Source organism: Pedobacter sp. WC2423 (assembly GCF_040822065.1).
In the GTDB taxonomy this organism is placed as follows: Bacteria; Bacteroidota; Bacteroidia; order Sphingobacteriales; family Sphingobacteriaceae; genus Pedobacter.
Genome location: NZ_CP162005.1, coordinates 671,220 through 688,884, shown reverse-complemented (window position 1 = coordinate 688,884; position 17,665 = coordinate 671,220). Strand labels below are relative to the sequence as shown.

General features: G+C 38.7%; 12 protein-coding genes. 5 read left to right on the top strand and 7 right to left on the bottom strand.

All coding sequences use genetic code 11. The features are described 5' to 3' along the window. Positions 1-33: 33 nt before the first annotated feature. The 3 genes from AB3G38_RS02390 to AB3G38_RS02380 all read left to right on the top strand — a co-directional run bounded on the left by AB3G38_RS02390 (position 34) and on the right by AB3G38_RS02380 (position 3,243). Entirely contained in the window at positions 34-948 is a 915-nt protein-coding gene (locus AB3G38_RS02390; protein WP_367866903.1) for a helix-turn-helix domain-containing protein, read from the top strand. A 532-nt stretch (positions 949-1,480) separates the two neighbouring features. Continuing rightward, a complete protein-coding gene (locus tag AB3G38_RS02385) occupies positions 1,481-2,284 on the top strand; it encodes an SDR family oxidoreductase (RefSeq protein WP_367866902.1) in 804 nt (267 codons plus the stop codon). 44 nt (positions 2,285-2,328) lie between these two features. Continuing rightward, entirely contained in the window at positions 2,329-3,243 is a 915-nt protein-coding gene (locus AB3G38_RS02380; RefSeq protein ID WP_367866901.1) for a helix-turn-helix domain-containing protein, read from the top strand. 434 nt (positions 3,244-3,677) lie between these two features. On the opposite strand, the gene AB3G38_RS02375 is transcribed toward AB3G38_RS02380, so the two are convergent. The 5 genes from AB3G38_RS02375 to AB3G38_RS02355 form a co-directional block, all read right to left on the bottom strand. After that, complete coding sequence (locus AB3G38_RS02375) at positions 3,678-4,820, bottom strand: redoxin domain-containing protein (RefSeq protein ID WP_367866900.1); 1,143 nt, start codon at positions 4,818-4,820, stop codon at positions 3,678-3,680. A 201-nt stretch (positions 4,821-5,021) separates the two neighbouring features. Then, entirely contained in the window at positions 5,022-5,663 is a 642-nt protein-coding gene (locus tag AB3G38_RS02370; RefSeq protein ID WP_367866899.1) for an adenylate/guanylate cyclase domain-containing protein, read from the bottom strand. A 47-nt stretch (positions 5,664-5,710) separates the two neighbouring features. Beyond that, on the bottom strand, positions 5,711-7,096 hold the full coding sequence (locus tag AB3G38_RS02365) for a TolC family protein (RefSeq protein WP_367866898.1): 1,386 nt from the start codon (positions 7,094-7,096) through the stop codon (positions 5,711-5,713). 9 nt (positions 7,097-7,105) lie between these two features. After that, complete coding sequence (locus AB3G38_RS02360; RefSeq protein WP_367866897.1) at positions 7,106-10,267, bottom strand: efflux RND transporter permease subunit; 3,162 nt, start codon at positions 10,265-10,267, stop codon at positions 7,106-7,108. A gap of 32 nt (positions 10,268-10,299) precedes the next feature. Beyond that, positions 10,300-11,460 (bottom strand): efflux RND transporter periplasmic adaptor subunit, encoded by a 1,161-nt coding sequence (locus AB3G38_RS02355; protein ID WP_367866896.1) that lies wholly within the window; start codon positions 11,458-11,460, stop codon positions 10,300-10,302. Positions 11,461-11,822: 362 nt separating this feature from the next. On the opposite strand from AB3G38_RS02355, the gene AB3G38_RS02350 reads away from it, so the two are divergent. Beyond that, a complete protein-coding gene (locus AB3G38_RS02350) occupies positions 11,823-12,383 on the top strand; it encodes a TetR/AcrR family transcriptional regulator (protein ID WP_367866895.1) in 561 nt (186 codons plus the stop codon). Between the two features lie 35 nt (positions 12,384-12,418). After that, the gene (locus AB3G38_RS02345) at positions 12,419-13,003 is read left to right on the top strand and encodes a pentapeptide repeat-containing protein (protein ID WP_367866894.1); all 585 of its coding nucleotides are present in this window, start codon (positions 12,419-12,421) and stop codon (positions 13,001-13,003) included. 54 nt (positions 13,004-13,057) lie between these two features. Here AB3G38_RS02345 and AB3G38_RS02340 read toward each other — a convergent pair whose 3' ends face one another. Together AB3G38_RS02340 and AB3G38_RS02335 are read right to left on the bottom strand one after the other, a co-directional pair. Then, a complete protein-coding gene (locus AB3G38_RS02340) occupies positions 13,058-16,282 on the bottom strand; it encodes a glycosyl hydrolase (protein WP_367866893.1) in 3,225 nt (1,074 codons plus the stop codon). 249 nt (positions 16,283-16,531) lie between these two features. After that, a complete protein-coding gene (locus tag AB3G38_RS02335) occupies positions 16,532-17,518 on the bottom strand; it encodes a hypothetical protein (RefSeq protein ID WP_367866892.1) in 987 nt (328 codons plus the stop codon). Positions 17,519-17,665: the final 147 nt, after the last annotated feature.

Below are 17,665 nucleotides of genomic sequence, written 5' to 3'. Positions count from 1 at the left end.
AGATTTAACTTTATCATTACAAATTCCAACAAAATGCCAGAATCATTCATCAATATTCATTCGATTGCAGAGTTTCATCGATATTACGGTCTTGAAAGTCCGAAACATCCTCTGGTAAGCGTTATCGACCTTAAAAAAATCAAAAGAAAAGATATGGATTCTGCCCTTCATTTTCATCATCTGGGTTTATATGCAGCTGTATACAAAAAATTTGACGGGAGCTTTAAATACGGCCGTTCAGATTATGATTTTCAGGAAGGTGCTTTGATGTTCATTGCGCCTGATCAGATAATACAGACAAGTTCTGATACTGATGCTGAGATTGACGAAGGATGGTTTCTGGCATTTCACCCTGATTTTATCTATGGTTCCGAATTGGGCAAAAAGATTCGGAACTATACTTTTTTCGACTACTCAAGCAATGAAGCACTGTACGTTTCTGAAGAGGAAAAGAAAACGCTTGAGGTAATAATTTCTACCATTGAAACAGAGTATTCAAAAAACATTGACCGGCACACACAAGGTTTGATTTTAAATAATATCGAGTTACTTCTCAACTATTGCGACCGCTTCTACGAAAGGCAGTTTTTGACGAGGTCAAAAGTGAGCAGCGATATTCTTCAGAATTTTGAACAGTTGCTCAATCACTATTTTGATGACGAAAATCTCATTGACAAAGGTATCCCCGAAGTGAAATATTTTGCAGAAAAACTTTATCTTTCATCTAACTATTTATCTGACCTTCTCACTAAATATTCCGGGAAAACTACGATTGAACATATTCATCTCAGGTTGGTTGATAAAGCAAAAAATCTGCTGCTTGGAACTTCAAAATCTATCAGCGAAATTGCTTATGAGCTTGGATTCGAACATCCTTCACATTTCACAAAAATATTTAAAACAAAAACAGGATTATCGCCACTTTATTTCAGGAAAAACCAGAATTGACTAATCCGTAGAAAGACTGAGTATTTCAGGCAAAATGGACGTGCGCCCCATTTTCAAAGTCATATTGTATATATAACCCCTGGTAATTGCACTAGGTGCAAAAATTCCAGCGTGATCATTATTAATATAATTTAGATAATTTTCAATCCACTAAAAAAACTCAAAAGTGGTATCAGGGGTTCGACTGTAGCACCCCACACTCCGCTTAAAGAGACGTACAGCTTTGTACGTCTCTTTTTTTATTGAACTCAACTCATTGAATACGAATGATTTACTTGTTTATTTTTAAGCATCAAAAACGGTTCGATATTTTTTTTAATACATATCATAGCTTTATCTTTTATTAAAAAGTGCTCAAATTCATCAGAAATGGCTATTTTGGGTTCGACACTCCCTCAAGGTATCGTAATTCTCAAGTAGCTGAATCTTTGATATTAAAAATCAGAGAAATGTATAAGTGTTTCCGTGAAATCATCAAATGCCTCACAATTATTTGAAGGAAATTTGTACCAGAAATATTAAATCATTTATTATGAAAAAGACAGTATTGATAACAGGGGCATCATCAGGATTTGGAAAAGCGTCCGCAAAATTGTTTCAAAACCAGGGCTGGAATGTCATCGCTGCTATGCGTTCTCCTGAAAAGGAAGACGAATTAAAGGATAGTGAAAATCTACATTTGGTAAAACTGGATGTTACAGATTTGGAAAGTATTAAAAAATCAGTTGAACAAGGACTAGAAAAGTTCGGTAAGATTGACGTTCTCATCAACAGTGCAGGTTACGGTTTGATAGGCGTTTTCGAATCGTCGGACGAAGCTCAGATTCAAAAACAATTTGAAGTCAATGTTTTCGGCTTGATGAATATGACTAAAGCCATTTTACCGGCGATGAGAAAACAAAAAAAAGGAGTTATCATCAATATTTCATCTTTCGGAGGTGTGACAGCCAGTCCTTTTACAAGTTTATACAACAGTTCGAAATTTGCCGTCGAAGGTTTTTCTGAAGCATTATATTTTGAATTGTCATCTTTTGGAATTTCCGTAAAAATTGTAGAACCCGGAAGCGTTGCGACCAATTTCAGAAACGGAATGGAAATGATTCAGAATACGATTGAAGATTACAATCAGGAATTGGCGACTTTCATTCCAAAGTTTACAAAACGTACGGAACATTTAGCAAATGCTACGACCGAAGAAGTTGCAGATACTATTTTTGAGGCAGCAACAGATGGTCAATCCAAATTGAGATACAGTATTGGGGATGATGCAAAGTTCTACATCGATTTGAAAAATCAAAATTCTGAAGAAGATTTTTTAAGACGTATGCAGGAATAATCGCTGCAAAAAGATTTAACTTTATCATTACAAATTCCAACAAAATGCCGGAATCATTCATCAATATTCATTCGATTGCAGAGTTTCATCGATATTACGGTCTTGAAAGTCCGAAACATCCTCTGGTAAGCGTTATCGACCTTAAAAAAATCAAAAGAAAAGATGAGGATTCCGCCCAGCATTTTCATCATCTGGGTTTATATGCAGCTGTTTACAAAAAATTCGACGGCAGCTTTAAGTACGGCCGCTCAGATTATGATTTTCAGGAAGGTGCTTTGATGTTCATTGCGCCTGATCAGGTAATACAGACAAGCTCTGATACTGATGCTGAGATTGACGAAGGATGGTTACTGGCATTTCACCCTGATTTTATTTATGGTTCCGAATTGGGTAAAAAGATTCGGAACTATACTTTTTTCGATTATACAAGCAATGAAGCACTGTACGTTTCTGATGAGGAAAAGAAAACGCTTGAGGTGATAATTTCTACCATTGAAACAGAATATTCAAAAAACATCGACCGGCATACACAAGGTTTGATTTTAAATAATATCGAGTTACTTCTCAACTATTGCGATCGCTTCTACGAAAGGCAGTTTTTGACGAGGTCAAAAGTGAGCAGCGATATTCTTCAGAATTTTGAACAGTTGCTCAATCACTATTTTGATGACGAAAATCTCATTGACAGAGGTATCCCCGAAGTGAGATACTTCGCAGAAAAACTTTGTCTTTCTTCTAACTATTTATCTGACCTTCTCACTAAATATTCCGGGAAAACTACGATTGAACATATTCATCTCAGGTTGGTTGATAAAGCAAAAAATCTGCTGCTTGGAACTTCAAGATCCATCAGCGAAATTGCTTATGAGCTTGGATTCGAACATCCTTCACATTTCACAAAAATATTTAAAACAAAGACAGGATTATCGCCACTTCATTTCAGGAAAAACCAGAATTGAGTAATCCGTAGAAAGACTGAGTATTTCAGGCAAAATGGACGTGCGCTCCATTTTCAAAGTCATATTGTATATATGACCCCTGGTAATTGCACTAGGTGCAAATTCCAGCGTGATCATTATTAATATAATTTAGATAATTTTCAATCCACTAAAAAAACTCAAAAGTGGTATCAGGGGTTCGACTGTAGCACCCCACACTCCGCCAAACAAAAATGCTGCCCGCAGGGTGGCATTTTTTGTTTTAAAGCAAGTTCTGCGCGCCTTCGCGCAAGGCTTGCTTTAAAAAAAAATTGCCATTGAGCGCAGCGAAAAGCATTTTTGGTTGAAGCCTCCCCCAAAAGGGATCAGCGAGAGCAGCGAGCTAATCCCCTCTTGGAGTATAAACCCTTGGAAGTACTGTCTGGTCTAAAGACGAACCTTTTTAATAATCGGTATTATTTCTTAAAAATCTCTTGCAGCTTATTGGTGAGATCCTGCCCCAGAAGATCTTTACCTACAATTTTACCATCTGGTCCGATCAGAAAATTTTGTGGAATAGCGCTAACTGAATATAGCTGTGAAACCTGATTCTGCCATGCTTTAAGTTCTGACAGCTGTGTCCATGTCAGATGATCATCATGGATGGCCTTTAGCCATTTATCTTTTGCTCCTTGTTGGTCAAGTGATATACCCACAATAGCAAATCCACTGTCTTTATATTTGTTGTAGGCAGCAACTACGTTTGGATTTTCCGCCCGGCAAGGGCCGCACCAGCTGGCCCAAAAATCAAGTAGCACATATTTACCTTTAAAATCATGAAGTGATACGGCTTTACCGGATGTGTCTGCCTGCGTAAAATCGGGAGCAATCGCGCCGATTGCTGTGTTTTTCAGCTTCGCGAGCTCGGCACCATATTCCTTGCCCGGCTTAGATGACCGGACGTTTTGGGATAAAGTACGAAAAATCGCTTCGAGTTGATTGGCGTCTGGAAAATAGTCGGCATAGCTATGTAAAGCGTATAAGCTGATCAGTGAATTGGGATGATCCTTTATAAAAGCATAGTATACTCTATTTTGCTCACTACGAAGAGAATCATTTACCCTTTCCATTTTATCATTAAATTCTTTGTTCTCTCTCATCGCTTGCGTTGCCTTACTATAATCGCTTTTCATTGTAGTCAGTTTTTTATTTACTGCTGACATCGCGGCATTCAAACGGGCATTATCTGTATTCAATGGCCCGCCTGAAACCGTGGAATTGCTGGCCGAATCCGGACTGTTTACGTTAATATTTCCTGCTTCAAGGTAAAGCTTGATATAGACAGCATTACTGGAACGTACACCATCGCCTAATTTGTTGACAAATAGAGCAGCCTGTTGATCAGCAAAAATTGGTCCTGAAAAAGTAAATTTACCTTGTTTGATCAAAGTCGAATCTATTTTCCAGCCAGTAGAGTTAGTATAATACAAATAGGCTTTGGCAGGTATGTTCAACTGCCCGATCTTCCCCTTTAGCGAATAAGTATGGACTTGCGCAAATACCATAGGAGAATATATGGTCGCGACAGTGGTCATTAGTAAAAGTCTGATGTATTTCATGTTTTCTAATTTAGTTTTTAATTATTGGGCAAAAAAAGATTTTTCTAATGATTTTATCAAAAAAAATACGATCAGGTAAAAAAATGTTTAGCCTGATCGTATTTAGCCATTATTTACAGAATTTAGCTTTTTTCCGTGCGCTCTGATTTATGACACAGCTCTTCTACTGATGTTATAGAAGAAAGTACAGATGGGTATAAGTTATTTTGCCTGGACAGATTTCACGCCGAAGATCTCTAGTGGGAAGGCACTCCCCCTAATTTTAACCAATCCTATTGCAAACGCCCGATAGCTCTTATTAACCGGGATTTTTTCCCATACATTTAGTGAAACGATCAGCTCCTGCCCGTACTGATAACAAAGCTCTTGTAACCTGGAAGTAACATTGAGCACATGCCCATGGTATACTGGCTTTTCTCTATATATTAATGGAGCTGTGGGCATCACTTTTCCTCCGTGGATACTTCCCTTGAAGACGGGCATCTGTCCGAATTCCCTAATGTATAGAGATTTATGTGCCGCCACATCATCTTTTATCATAAAAAAACAGCGGATACAATTTTGCTGATTATAGGCATCATTTTTTTCCCAGCTCAATACTACCTCGTCTCCAACGCATTCATAGATTTCTCCATTACAGCTATAGGCGGCATCTTCGACCTGCTCAAAAAACCGATTTAAATACCGGCTATATTCCCTGTTTCCCAAGCGTTCTGCACTCTCTGTAGAAGAATTGATGTCCAGAAAAAGAAAAACCCTATCTTCTTCCAATACTTCTGATGATCTTCTAAAAAAATCTGCGATTGAAAGAATAACAGCTTTAAGATTATTGATTAAATTCATTGATTAGTTTTTTAAGAGAACGCGGCCAGGTGCGTTCCAATTATGATTTATCTCCATCCTCCACCTAAGGCCTTGTATAACAAAATTATTCCCTGTAACTTTTGAACTTTATCTTCAATGTTTCCTGATTGTGCATTTAAAAGATTATTCTCAGAGGTGAGTACATCGGTATAGTTCGTTGAGGAATTGTACCTCAGTAGTTCTTTGGTAAATTCTACCGATTGCTCGAGAAACCTGACTTGCGAAGTACGTTCAGTCTGCTTTTCCTGGGCAGTCTGAATGGTAAACATCGCATCAGATACTTCTTTTGCAGCTACCACCATTACCTTCTGGAAGTTATACAGGGCTATTTGCTGCTCGGATTCCATAATTTTGAGCTTTGCTTTATTCTCGCCCCTGGCCAGGATGGGCTGTGTTAGCCCTCCTGCAATATTAGCAAACAGACTGCTTACAGTAAATAAATTCTTAAAATTAAAGCTCGAAAACCCGGAACCGCCTGTAATCCTCAAGCTTGGGTAAAAGGAGGTTCTTGCCACATTTGTATGCTGGAAAGCTGCCCTTAACAACTGCTCTGCCTGTTTTACGTCCGGCCTGTTTTGCAGTAGCGCGGATGGTACACCAGTCTGCAAGCTTTCGGGTAAACTAAAGTTGGCCAGAGATCCTCTTTCCACATTACCCTGTTCACGGTTCAATAAAGCGCAAATTGCATTTTCAGTCTCGAAGATCTGTTTTTTTACTTCAGGAATAGCAACTTTGGCGGCCGCATGGTTTGCTTTACTCTGTACTACCGCTGCACCATTTACAATATTTGATGCATTCAGTGCCTCCATGGTTTCTACATCTTCTTTACGGTTTTTGACCGTCTTTTGTAGAAGTTCAAGTTGGCTGTCCAAAGAGAGCAAAGATATATAGTTGCTGGCAATATCAGCAACCAGTTGCGTCTGTATTGCCCGCTGTGCCTCTTGGGTAGCCATAAGTTCTGCATAAGCTGATTTCTTGGCACTTCCCAGTCTTCCCCAAATATCGACTTCCCAATTCATCTGTAGCCCAATATCAAATTGCGTGGCATCCTTTACCAACCCAAAACCTTGTGGAAAAGGAAGTTTGGATTGTTTGATGCCTATTGTGCTGTTTAGTTCCGGAATGAAGGCCTGTTTGCTTCTCCATAAACCGGTTCTTGAAGATACAATCCGCTGATAGGCTATTTTCAGATCGAGATTATTACTAATCCCTTCGGCGATCAAGTCTTGTAGTACCGTATCAGCAAAAAAGGACTTCCAGGGTACACTTGCTGTGCTGATGGTATCCGAAATTTTAATTGATCGATAGTTGGTGGACGCAGGTACCGCCGCCGCCTCATATTTTTTGGTTACCTGGCACGATGCCATAAGCAGCAGTGCGGGTATAAGCCATTTATAATTGTTGTTCATCATATTCATATTTTAGATAAAAGCCTCATCATGCTCGCTTTCTGTCCTTTTCGAGGGGGCACCGCTTATTTTTTCCTGCAGGCTTTGGCAGATGATGAATAGTGTAGGGATAATTAAAATGCCAAAGATGGTACCCACAAGCATACCTCCAATTGCAGCTGTACCAATAGAACGATTGCTCATCGCTCCCGCACCTTGTGCGAACATCAGTGGCAAAAGCCCAAAGATAAAGGCAAAAGAGGTCATCAGGATCGGGCGCAACCTCGCTGTGGCACCACCAACTGCCGCGGCCACAATTCCCTGTCCACTCCTGCGGTGCAACAATGCAAATTCTACAATCAGAATGGCATTCTTGGCCAATAGGCCAATCAGCATTACAAGACTGATCTGTACAAATATATTATTATCTACCCCAAACAGTTTCCCGAAAAGGAATGCGCCTGATAGCCCGATTGGGAGCGATAACAGTACTGCGAATGGAACTATGTAACTTTCGTATTGTGCACACAATAGAAAGTAAACAAAAACAAGTACCAATAAGAAAATGAGGATGGTCTGTCCTCCGCTTTCTACTTCTTCCCTTGATAAACCTGAAAATTCGTATGTAAATTTTCTGGGTAAGGTCTGATCTGCAACTTCCTGTATTGCCTTTATCGCATCTCCGGAACTATAGCCAGGTTTTTGTAACCCCGTAATAGCAGCTGAGTTGAATAGATTGAAGCGATTTAAGAATTCCGGGCCATGTACCTTTTTAAGGGTAACAAACTCCGATATTGGCGCCATCTGCCCGCTATTTGTTTTTACAAATATACTATTGATGCTTTCAGGAGTTGCCCTGGAACCTGCATCGGCCTGTACCATTACACGATACTGTTTGCCGAAACGGTTAAAGTCAGAAGCATAAATACCACCATAGTAGCCCTGCATAGTATTAAGTACCATATTTACAGCTATTCCAGCCTGCTCACATCTTTCTACGTTTATATCAAGTTGGAACTGTGGAAAGTTGTTATTGAATGAGGTGGTTGCATATAGGATCTCCGGTCGCTGGTTTAATGCCCCGAGGAATTTACCCATGGCCTGTCCGAATTTGCCCGGATCGCCATTGGTGCGGTCCTGCAGGTTGAATTCGAAACCGGTAGTGTTTCCAAAACCAAGTAGTGTTGGAGCGGCAAAGAAAATAATTTGTGCGCCTTTTACATGAACGGTTCGGCCAAAAAGCTGGCCCACAATGCTCTGTACATCCTGACCTTTGTGTTTACGCTCTTTCCATGGTTTTAGCCTGATGAAAAGTGTTGCATATGATCCGCCCGCACCGCTAATCAGATCTTGCCCGGCTAAACGGGTAACTGATTCTACTTCCGGAACTGAGCTAACAATCTTCTCTACCTGATCTGCAAGCACCTCTGTTCTTTCCAGCGAAGAGGATGGGGGAAGGATAATGTCTGAAAAAATAGCTCCACCATCTTCATTCGGCACAAAGCCTGTCGGAGTGGTCTTTATGAGGTAAAAACTCAATGCAGAAAAAACAATAATAGAACAAAGCGCCAGCCATTTCCTTTTAATGAGGAATTCTACAGTTTTTTTATATTTGGATGTCATGGCCTCAAAAGAAGCATTAAACCCATTATAAAATCTATTCATTACACCTTTTTGCTGATCACCATCATGCTGCACATGGGGCTTAAGGAAAATGGCGCACAAGGCAGGACTAAGGGTTAAAGCATTGATGGCTGAAATTACAATGGCAATAGCCAGGGTTAGTCCGAACTGTTTATAAAAAACACCTGCAGAACCGTCGATAAAGGATACGGGAATAAAGACAGCTGCCATTACCAGTGTAATTGAAATAATGGCGCTGCTGATTTCGCTCATGGCATGTAAAGTTGCTTTTTTTGCATTTTTAGCACCATGTGCCAGTTTAGCGTGCACTGCTTCTACCACTACAATGGCATCATCTACTACAATACCGATGGCAAGTACCAAAGCGAACAGCGTGAGCATATTGATACTGAAACCGAATAGTTTTAGGAAGAAGAATGTGCCGATAATGGCTACCGGAACCGAAATAGCAGGAATAAGTGTTGAACGAAAATCCTGTAGGAATATAAAAACTACAATAAAGACCAGGATAAATGCCTCAATGAGCGTATGTATTACTTTCTCAATGGAGGCATCCAAAAATTCGTTAGCGTTAAGGAAGGTCTTATGGTGCAGGCCTTCCGGAAAATCCTTTCCACTTTCGTTTACGATTTTTTCACATTGTTTTATTAGTTCGTGCGCATTGGAACCGGCCGATTGCGTAATGGCAATAGAGGTGGAAGCCAAACCACCTTTTGTTACTGCTCCGCTGGCATAGCTTAGTGCACCGAGTTCTACCCTTGCCACATCTTTCAGACGCAGAATGTTGCCCTTCTGGTCTGCCCGGATCACGATCTTGTCGAAATCTTCTGCCGTTTTAAGCCTTCCTTTGTATTTCATTACATACTGGAAAGCCATTTTCCCATTCTCGCCGAATTTGCCAGGTGCTGCTTCTATGTTCTGTTCTGTAAGTTTCTGCATTATATCCTGGGGGACAAGTTTATATGCAGCCATTGCTTCTGGCTTCAGCCAGATACGCATGGAATAGTCTTTCGCACCGTATAAAAATGCATCGCCAACACCGGGAACCCGCTTAAGCTGGGGCATCAGGTTTAGGTTAACATAGTTTTGGATAAAGGCTTCATCGTATGTCTTGTTGGTGCTGTATACATCAAAAATAAACACTAAACTGGACTGGCGTTTGCTGGTGGTTACACCCGATTTGATCACTTCAGCAGGCAACAGGCTGGTGGCTTTGGTTACCCTGTTCTGTACATTTATAGCAGCCAGATCGGGATCGGTTCCCAGCTTAAAAAAGATAGTTATGGTCGCTGTACCGTCATTACTTGCAGTAGAAGTCATGTAAGACATATTTTCTACTCCGTTGATCTGTTCCTCTAATGGTACGATCACACTGTTCATAACTACATCAGCATTGGCGCCCTGGTAACTCGTTTTTACCTCAACAGTTGGTGGGGCAATGTCAGGATATTGTGATATGGGAAGAGTATACAATCCAAGTATGCCTAAGATCACAATGATCACAGAGATAACAGTAGACAATACCGGGTTTTCTATAAATTTTCTTAACATATTGTTATGGTATAAATAAGTTGGATACCTGACTAGTAATTTGGTTGTGTACCCATTTTCGAAGGGTCTGTAGGAATGATTTTCATTTTGTCTTTAAGGCCTGACATTCCATCTGATACAATCCTTTCGCCGGCTTTAATTCCTTCTTTTACTACAAAGTTTGTATCGTTGGAAATTGGATTCACCTTGATTTCTCTGCTATTGATGGTACCATCAGCTGCAACAACATATACAAAACGTTTATCCTGCATCTCATAGGTAGCACTTTGGGGTATGATTACTGCATTATTTATTGCCATTGGGATGCGTATGGTCGCACTCGATCCGCTTCGCACCAGATTTTCAGGATTATCAAATACAGCACGTAAGGTTGCCGTACCGGTAGAGGGATTGATTTGTCCTGCAATAGTCTCCAATTTCCCTTTTGAACTGTACGCTTTACCATTAGCAAGCACAAGGCTAACCTCCGGGAACTTATTAATTTTTTCTTTTGTGTTTTTGCCTGGATAAGACGCTGCAAAGTCGAGGTATTTCTTTTCATCTAACGAAAAATAAGCATACAACCTGCTCACATCAGATACGGTGGTAAGCGGCTGTGGTGCAGCACTGCTGACTAAACTTCCGGTTTTATAGGGAATGGCTCCAATGATACCATTCATTGGGCTAACGATATTTGTGTATCCAACATTTACCCTGGCATTGACCAGTGTTGTACGTGCCTGTGATAGTGCAGCTTCCTTGGCTTGAAGGTTGTAACGGGCCTCATCGACCTCAAATTTATTTACAATTCCCCGTTCAGCCAGTGGCTCGGCTTTTTTGAGCTGAAGTTTAGCAGAATTGAACGCCGCCACGGCACTTTTGATATTGCCTTCCGCATTTTTCACCTCCTGTTCGTACTGTGGGGCCTGAAGTCTAAAAAGAAGTTGACCCTTAACGACATTAGAGCCTTCATCTACATAAATTTTTTCGATGAAACCGTCTACCTTGGGACGGATATCTACATTTTGCTGCCCTTCTAGCATTGCCGGGTAATCTTCGGTAAGGATTGTATTGGAGGCCGATACCATAATTACGGGGAAAGGTTGCGGTGCGCCGGAACCCCATTTCTGGTCGCCTTGCTGTTGGTTTCCACAGGAACTAAAGAATAAGCCCGCGAAAGAAATAGGCACAAAAAGCCTTCTCAAATTTTGCATATTGGTGTGATTTGTTAAATTAAAAAGCATAGAGAAACCGTTGTGCATATATATGCACGAACAGGGGCTCAAATAAATGAGCTGTTTTTAGGAGTCAGAATTAGGAGTTAACTCAATAAAGCGCGTTCCAGAATGGAACTATAAACAAAACAGTGATTGGCTTAGCATCAGAATAAATAATTACGTTGCATGAAGCACTTTTAACAATTTCTGAATGAACTATATCTACAGCCAATTTTTTTTCCATTTATAACGAGATATTTTTACTACCCGCTTTTAGTTTTAAAGCAGGATTATGTCACAAATATAAGAATTATTTTGAAACAAACCATACGTTCGGTATATTTAAAAAAAATATTAGTATGGTATTAGAGAATGCTTATAAACGTAAAAAGGAGCCAGAGATCAACAAAAAAATGATCATTGATATGGCTATTGAGATAGGTGCAACTGAGGATTGGCATCAGGTAACTTTTCAGGCGATAGCCGACCGGACGGGGCTGAGTAAAGGTGGTATTATACATCACTTCCGGAACAAGGAAGAACTGCTCGATGAAATGATGAGGCAAGGCCTTGACGAATTGACCGAATCAGTAAAGCAATATAAACTCGATGGCAACATATTGGAAAAGGATGGAAGTCTGGCCTATCTTAAGTTCATCATCAGCAAAAGTGATGATGAAAGCTACAAGAAGAAAATGCGGGTTGTGCTACAGGCCATAATGATCAGCGAGCATTATAGGGAAATGTGGGACAGCTGGTGCAGGGCAAACATTTTGCCACCCGAGGGTGAAATCAATATACACGGACTGGTTACCAAACTAGTTGCAGATGGGATATGGTATACAGAAAATCTGGGTTACGGTGCACTTACTGAGAAAAATAAGCAGGATATCCTGGATTATTTAACACCAAAACTATAAAAGCCACAAATTTCACTTAAAAATAGATCTGTTTCATGAGCGAGCAAACCGAGCCTACAATACACCAGGATAAAACATTTACGAATATTGATTATTCAGAGAAACAGTTATTGAACAGAGAGTTTATTAAATGTGTTTTCATTAACTGTGACTTTAGCAAGAGCGACTTGCGAAATAACGATTTTGAAGGTTGCTACTTTAAACAGTGCAACTTTTCGATGGCCATGGTCGATGGTGCTGGGTTTAGGGACGTTACCTTTACGGGTTGCAAAGTATTGGGCGTAAATTTCACACGCTGTAACAAGTTTATGTTTTCTTTTACTTTTGTTCAATCCTATCTGGATTATTCTACTTTTTTTGGGACGAAGTTGAGAAAGACAAATTTTACCGACTGCTCATTAAAAGAGGTCGATTTTTCGAATGTAGATCTCTCTGAATCTGTATTTAAAAATTGCGAACTAAGTGGCGCAACATTCATAAATACGATACTTGAGAAAGCAGATTTTAGAACTGCACTGAACTATGGTATGGATCCTGATCTGAACAAGATGAAAAAAGCAAAGTTTTCGGCACTTAATTTAAGTGGTCTGCTCCATAAGCACAATCTAGATATTGAATAAAATATAGGATTTTTCCGTAAAGCGGTAATGGATTGATGAAAGTATATATATTGTTCAGATTTGGGTCTTCGAAAAAGCTGATTTAATTATTTCCAACTTTACAGGTCCGAAAAGACCTGATGGTTTTAATTTGCTTTGTGGTGTATACTTATCATAAGTTACCGAGGTTTTACGTTCTTTAACTGCCAATTTGCTATCACCAATCAAACGGTTCACCCAAGTATTGACTACCTTGATTTCAAGTTCGTTATTACCAGATTTAAGTGCTTTAGAAATATCTACTTTATATGGCGAGGTCCATACACCACCTACATCTATACCATTAACCTTAACCTTTGCAATTGCAGAAACAGCACCTAAATCTAATATTACCCGCTCTTTTTTTCCAAGATTTGTTAATTTAAAGGTATTGTGATAATATGCTGCTCCAGAGTAATATTTGATACTGTCATTTTTACTTATTGACCAGTCCTCTAATTCCTTAAATACAACAGGATTGGATGGCCCTATGGATTTGGATTCAAAATTAACCAGCCATTCACCAGTTATTTTCATTATTCGTTTAGTCAAAAAATAATTTGAATTTGGTTGCACCACCTTTATATCCTTAGTTATATCATCCTTTTTAAACATGACAAAGGCACTTTCAAATGGTGCCAGGGTTAATGGTACAGTAGTGCTAACTGAGTTATGACCATAACCTGAAAGTTCCCGCATAGTTCCTTTAGTAGCATCCCATAGCTCTGGCACTCCAAAGGGTATCCGAAATTCTGGTTTAATATTAATTGATTTATCTTTTTGGTTGGATATAAAATAAACAGAACCTTCTTTCAAATCTCTATGAATAAACATAACAGAATCAGTAGGATTAGTTTTCAAATCAGGTACCAAATTGACCATTTTGAATACTTCTTCCAGACTCATACTATTAATTACCATTCCCTTTCCCAGCCTGTTCACTTTGATATCGGTGTTATTTATACTTCCCCAAAGCTGAGCAGCAAGCTGCTGAACTTCTTCATCAGCCTTTCCAAAATTTTGTAAACTTGGAGATCTTGATGGTTTCGGACCTAAAACTACAGCGCCGTCAAGAACTAATTGTTTAATTTTCATTAGAAGCTCTGGTCTCATCGTTTCCAACTTCGGCAAAACCAAAACTTTATAACTCATTCCATCAGGCAGCACAATTCTTCCATCTTTTACAGACATGCGGGTTTTAATAACTTCAGCATTAATATAATCAAAAGAGTAACCTATTGGTAATGCAGGATCCTGCGAGCCTGTCATTTTAGGTGCATCTTCACTAATAAAATAGGCTACATCTGCTACATACTTACCCTGTTGCAATAGTAGATTACATCTCTTTATATATTTCAGGAAGTCGTCCATATCATAGAACCAAGTATTATGACGATTAAACTCATTTCCAAACCTGGCATTTACGCCAGGCGTTTTTTCATCTGGTTGCTGAATATATACATGCAGCAGTGTATTATTAATACCTTCTGTAAAAAAGCGGTCCAGACGTTGTTTCATTAGCGCCGGATAACGTGAATAAGAATCACGCGAACAAGTAAGCGACTCGGCAGATACTTTTGTTTTCCCATAAATATGGGCACAAGAAGATGCAGCCCTATTCTCAATTGCACCCAGACTCCCTTCACTCCAAAATTCACCACTGACCTCATCAGATTGACCGCCATATTGTAAAAATTCACCTGGAAAGCCCCAATGTCCATAGTTTTCCAACCAGGTAGTTAATCCATTTTTATGACTTACTTCTCTTAAACCAGCTACATATTCATAAGCCAACTGATCAGCTACAAAGCGTCTTAAATCCCATAGAAAACGATCAGAACGGTCAACGCTCCCTACAACCCTTCCCTGTAATACAGGTAAATAATGTAACGGATCATAACCATAAACCTTTTTAAATGGCTCTATAAAATCATCGGTCCAATTCTGGCTCCCTGTTTCGTAACTATCTTCTACAGCCACCTTCCATGTCTTTCGGTCTTCTGCAGGTATTCTCCGCATAATCTCTCCTAAAAAAGAATCAAAATGAGCTGCTATATGCATCTTGCTCATCTTATCAGTTTCTAAACCTGTACCTTCAGCTGAAGCCGGACTATTACGCATTTTTGTTGGTAACATTCCTGTACGCTCAATAATCCATTTACCAGGAGGTACATTCCAATTTAAGTTACCATCAGCAGAAATGAATCCAGAGATATCTATAATTTTATCAGGATCAATCAAAAGGCTCCTATCATCAATTGCGGGTTTTAACATCCACTGATAAGCATTCCAATAAGGATAAGGAGTCTGCCACATCTTAGCCAGGGTCTTTTCCATATAATCTTCTACAATAGGAGCCGATGAAAATTTGATCTCCGCTATTCCACTTCCATCAGAAACTTCATTAAATAACAGTCTGAATTCTTTGGCCGTTATTTTGGGAATGGAGATTGCGACAGGCGCATATGGTTTAAAACCAACATTCAATCCCGGATTTGTACGATCCATTGTAAAATGCTTTATCGTTTGGTAAACTCCATTAATTTTGCATTGTAAATCTACCTCACAATATGCTGGCGCATTTGCTGGATAGATTAGCAAGCTACGTGCAGTAAATGCATTTTCCAATATAAAATCTAAAGTAAAGGCTTTATTTACAGGTAAATTGATTACCGATACTTCATTCTTGTCAACCAGATTTTTTAGATTATCTACTTCAGGTGTTCCAATTAATTTCACTTTATGATTACGCAGGTCCGAATCAAAGTCTTTAGGTGCGGGATAAGCAATTACTTTTACATCCTGAAAGTCAGGATCTGGTTTAATTAATTTTCTATTCAATAACATAGGCCCATTCACCGAAATTTCAGAAGACGTCAGATAACGCATTCCTTGTTTAGGTTTAACCCATGGTCCGCCAGACTGGCTCCAGCCCGGACTATTAAAAATTCCAATTTCTATACCTAGTCTGGTAGCTGTTTTTAATGCAGTATGAATTATATTCCACCATTCAGAAGAAAATAATTTCACTTTTCCATAAGGGATATCACTTATACCAATATTTCCAATAAACGCACGATTAATCCCTACTTTTTTCATGGCTTCGAGATCTTTAATTACCCCGTCTTTAGAAATATTATCAGACAACCAATACCAATAAACACTTGTTTGGATACTATCTGGAACAGCAATAAATCCTTTTTCGAGTTCTGCAAATGTTGTAGCATTTTTATGTTTGCCCTGAGCATAGCTGCTACTCATTAATAGAACAATTATAAAAGTAAGCAACATGATTTTTTTTAAAAAAAACAGGATAATATTGCAAAAAAAACGATTCATTATGATCAATAAATATGGTCTGTAATTGGTTGATTCCTATAAAGGAACAAAATATAAATAATAATAGAAACTTAAATAAAAGCCCTTTGAACCTGTAAATAACCCATTTCAGCCACTCGGATTGAACTAAAAGCTTTTTTCAAACTGTAAAAAAAAGGAGATGTTTTTCAATTAACTGGTTAATCCAAGAACTATTTTCCAGGCCATAAGTCCTGCTTTTGCTTCTTCAGCCGTATAATATGTTTTTCCATTATCCGGATGAATACTTCGGCAGTCATTTTTTAACACAGATAATTCATTTTGAGGTCCACCCAGCCAATCTTCGAAATACCACCTATGTGTTTTTATTTCCGGAACTTCACAAGTTAGAATATAACTAGCCCTGGCGTACCAGAAATTATACCATATCCATCCCCCCCTGGATCCAGCCAGCCATTTAGACTCCATATCCTCTAATGCAGGAAATAACCCTATTTTATTAATGCTATTATCTTTAAAAACCTCTAAATTCTTTCTCCAGTTATCAAAGGTTCCAGTTAGCAGGGCAATATCAGCAGTTGCTCTGCTTTGTCCGTGATAACTCATTCCTTTTGTATGCAGATAGATGATTGTAGATTCAGGATATTGGCCAGATAAATCATATGCCAATTTAATCCCATAATATTCAAAATGATTCTGATTAGATTTAAGAATATAGGCATGCTTGCAAATATTTTTAATAATTCCTACTACATCATTAAAAATACCTTTAACATCAGTGATGTGAACATACAAGTCGGCCTCATCAAGAATTCCATAACACCGAAGCTGTTTTAATTGACCTGAAATTATCTCTTGCCAATTCGAATTTCTATCAATATAAGCATAATATATAATTTTAATATTTTTGTCAAGTTGATTTAAATCAATCTCAATATCAAATTGATAATCGTCTTGTATAATATTAAACTTTCTATATGGGCTAATTATCTGTATAAATTTTCTTTTACCAGCTGCAGGGTCGCCAAAATATTCGATAAAATCCGTATTTGGCGGGATTATAATTTTCAGGTCACGATGAAAATTATCTTTAATTATTTCAGTAATATCAATCACGGAAACCGGTTCCATATCTACGTCAAAAGTACCAAAAAATGCATTGAAATTTAATTCTTCCATAATTCCTGTGTCTAATTCTAATATTTAAAGGCTCTGCCAACAACAATCAAGTAAATTCATAGATTGATCTAAGATATTGTCTGGATAAACCACAATTAAAACTTAGTATTATACTATATATTTACCCATTATGTAAAATACATAAAA

What these genes read in the sequence shown, in the direction of transcription:
- AB3G38_RS02385 (WP_367866902.1), top strand. Translation starts at nt 1,481, where the DNA reads ATGAAAAAGACAGTATTGATAACAGGGGCATCATCAGGATTTGGAAAA.
- AB3G38_RS02390 (WP_367866903.1), top strand. Translation starts at nt 34, where the DNA reads ATGCCAGAATCATTCATCAATATTCATTCGATTGCAGAGTTTCATCGA.
- AB3G38_RS02375 (WP_367866900.1), bottom strand. Translation starts at nt 4,820, where the DNA reads ATGAAATACATCAGACTTTTACTAATGACCACTGTCGCGACCATATAT.
- AB3G38_RS02340 (WP_367866893.1), bottom strand. Translation starts at nt 16,282, where the DNA reads ATGAGTAGCAGCTATGCTCAGGGCAAACATAAAAATGCTACAACATTT.
- AB3G38_RS02335 (WP_367866892.1), bottom strand. Translation starts at nt 17,518, where the DNA reads ATGGAAGAATTAAATTTCAATGCATTTTTTGGTACTTTTGACGTAGAT.
- AB3G38_RS02360 (WP_367866897.1), bottom strand. Translation starts at nt 10,267, where the DNA reads ATGTTAAGAAAATTTATAGAAAACCCGGTATTGTCTACTGTTATCTCT.
- AB3G38_RS02370 (WP_367866899.1), bottom strand. Translation starts at nt 5,663, where the DNA reads ATGAATTTAATCAATAATCTTAAAGCTGTTATTCTTTCAATCGCAGAT.
- AB3G38_RS02350 (WP_367866895.1), top strand. Translation starts at nt 11,823, where the DNA reads ATGGTATTAGAGAATGCTTATAAACGTAAAAAGGAGCCAGAGATCAAC.
- AB3G38_RS02365 (WP_367866898.1), bottom strand. Translation starts at nt 7,096, where the DNA reads ATGATGAACAACAATTATAAATGGCTTATACCCGCACTGCTGCTTATG.
- AB3G38_RS02345 (WP_367866894.1), top strand. Translation starts at nt 12,419, where the DNA reads ATGAGCGAGCAAACCGAGCCTACAATACACCAGGATAAAACATTTACG.
- AB3G38_RS02380 (WP_367866901.1), top strand. Translation starts at nt 2,329, where the DNA reads ATGCCGGAATCATTCATCAATATTCATTCGATTGCAGAGTTTCATCGA.
- AB3G38_RS02355 (WP_367866896.1), bottom strand. Translation starts at nt 11,460, where the DNA reads ATGCAAAATTTGAGAAGGCTTTTTGTGCCTATTTCTTTCGCGGGCTTA.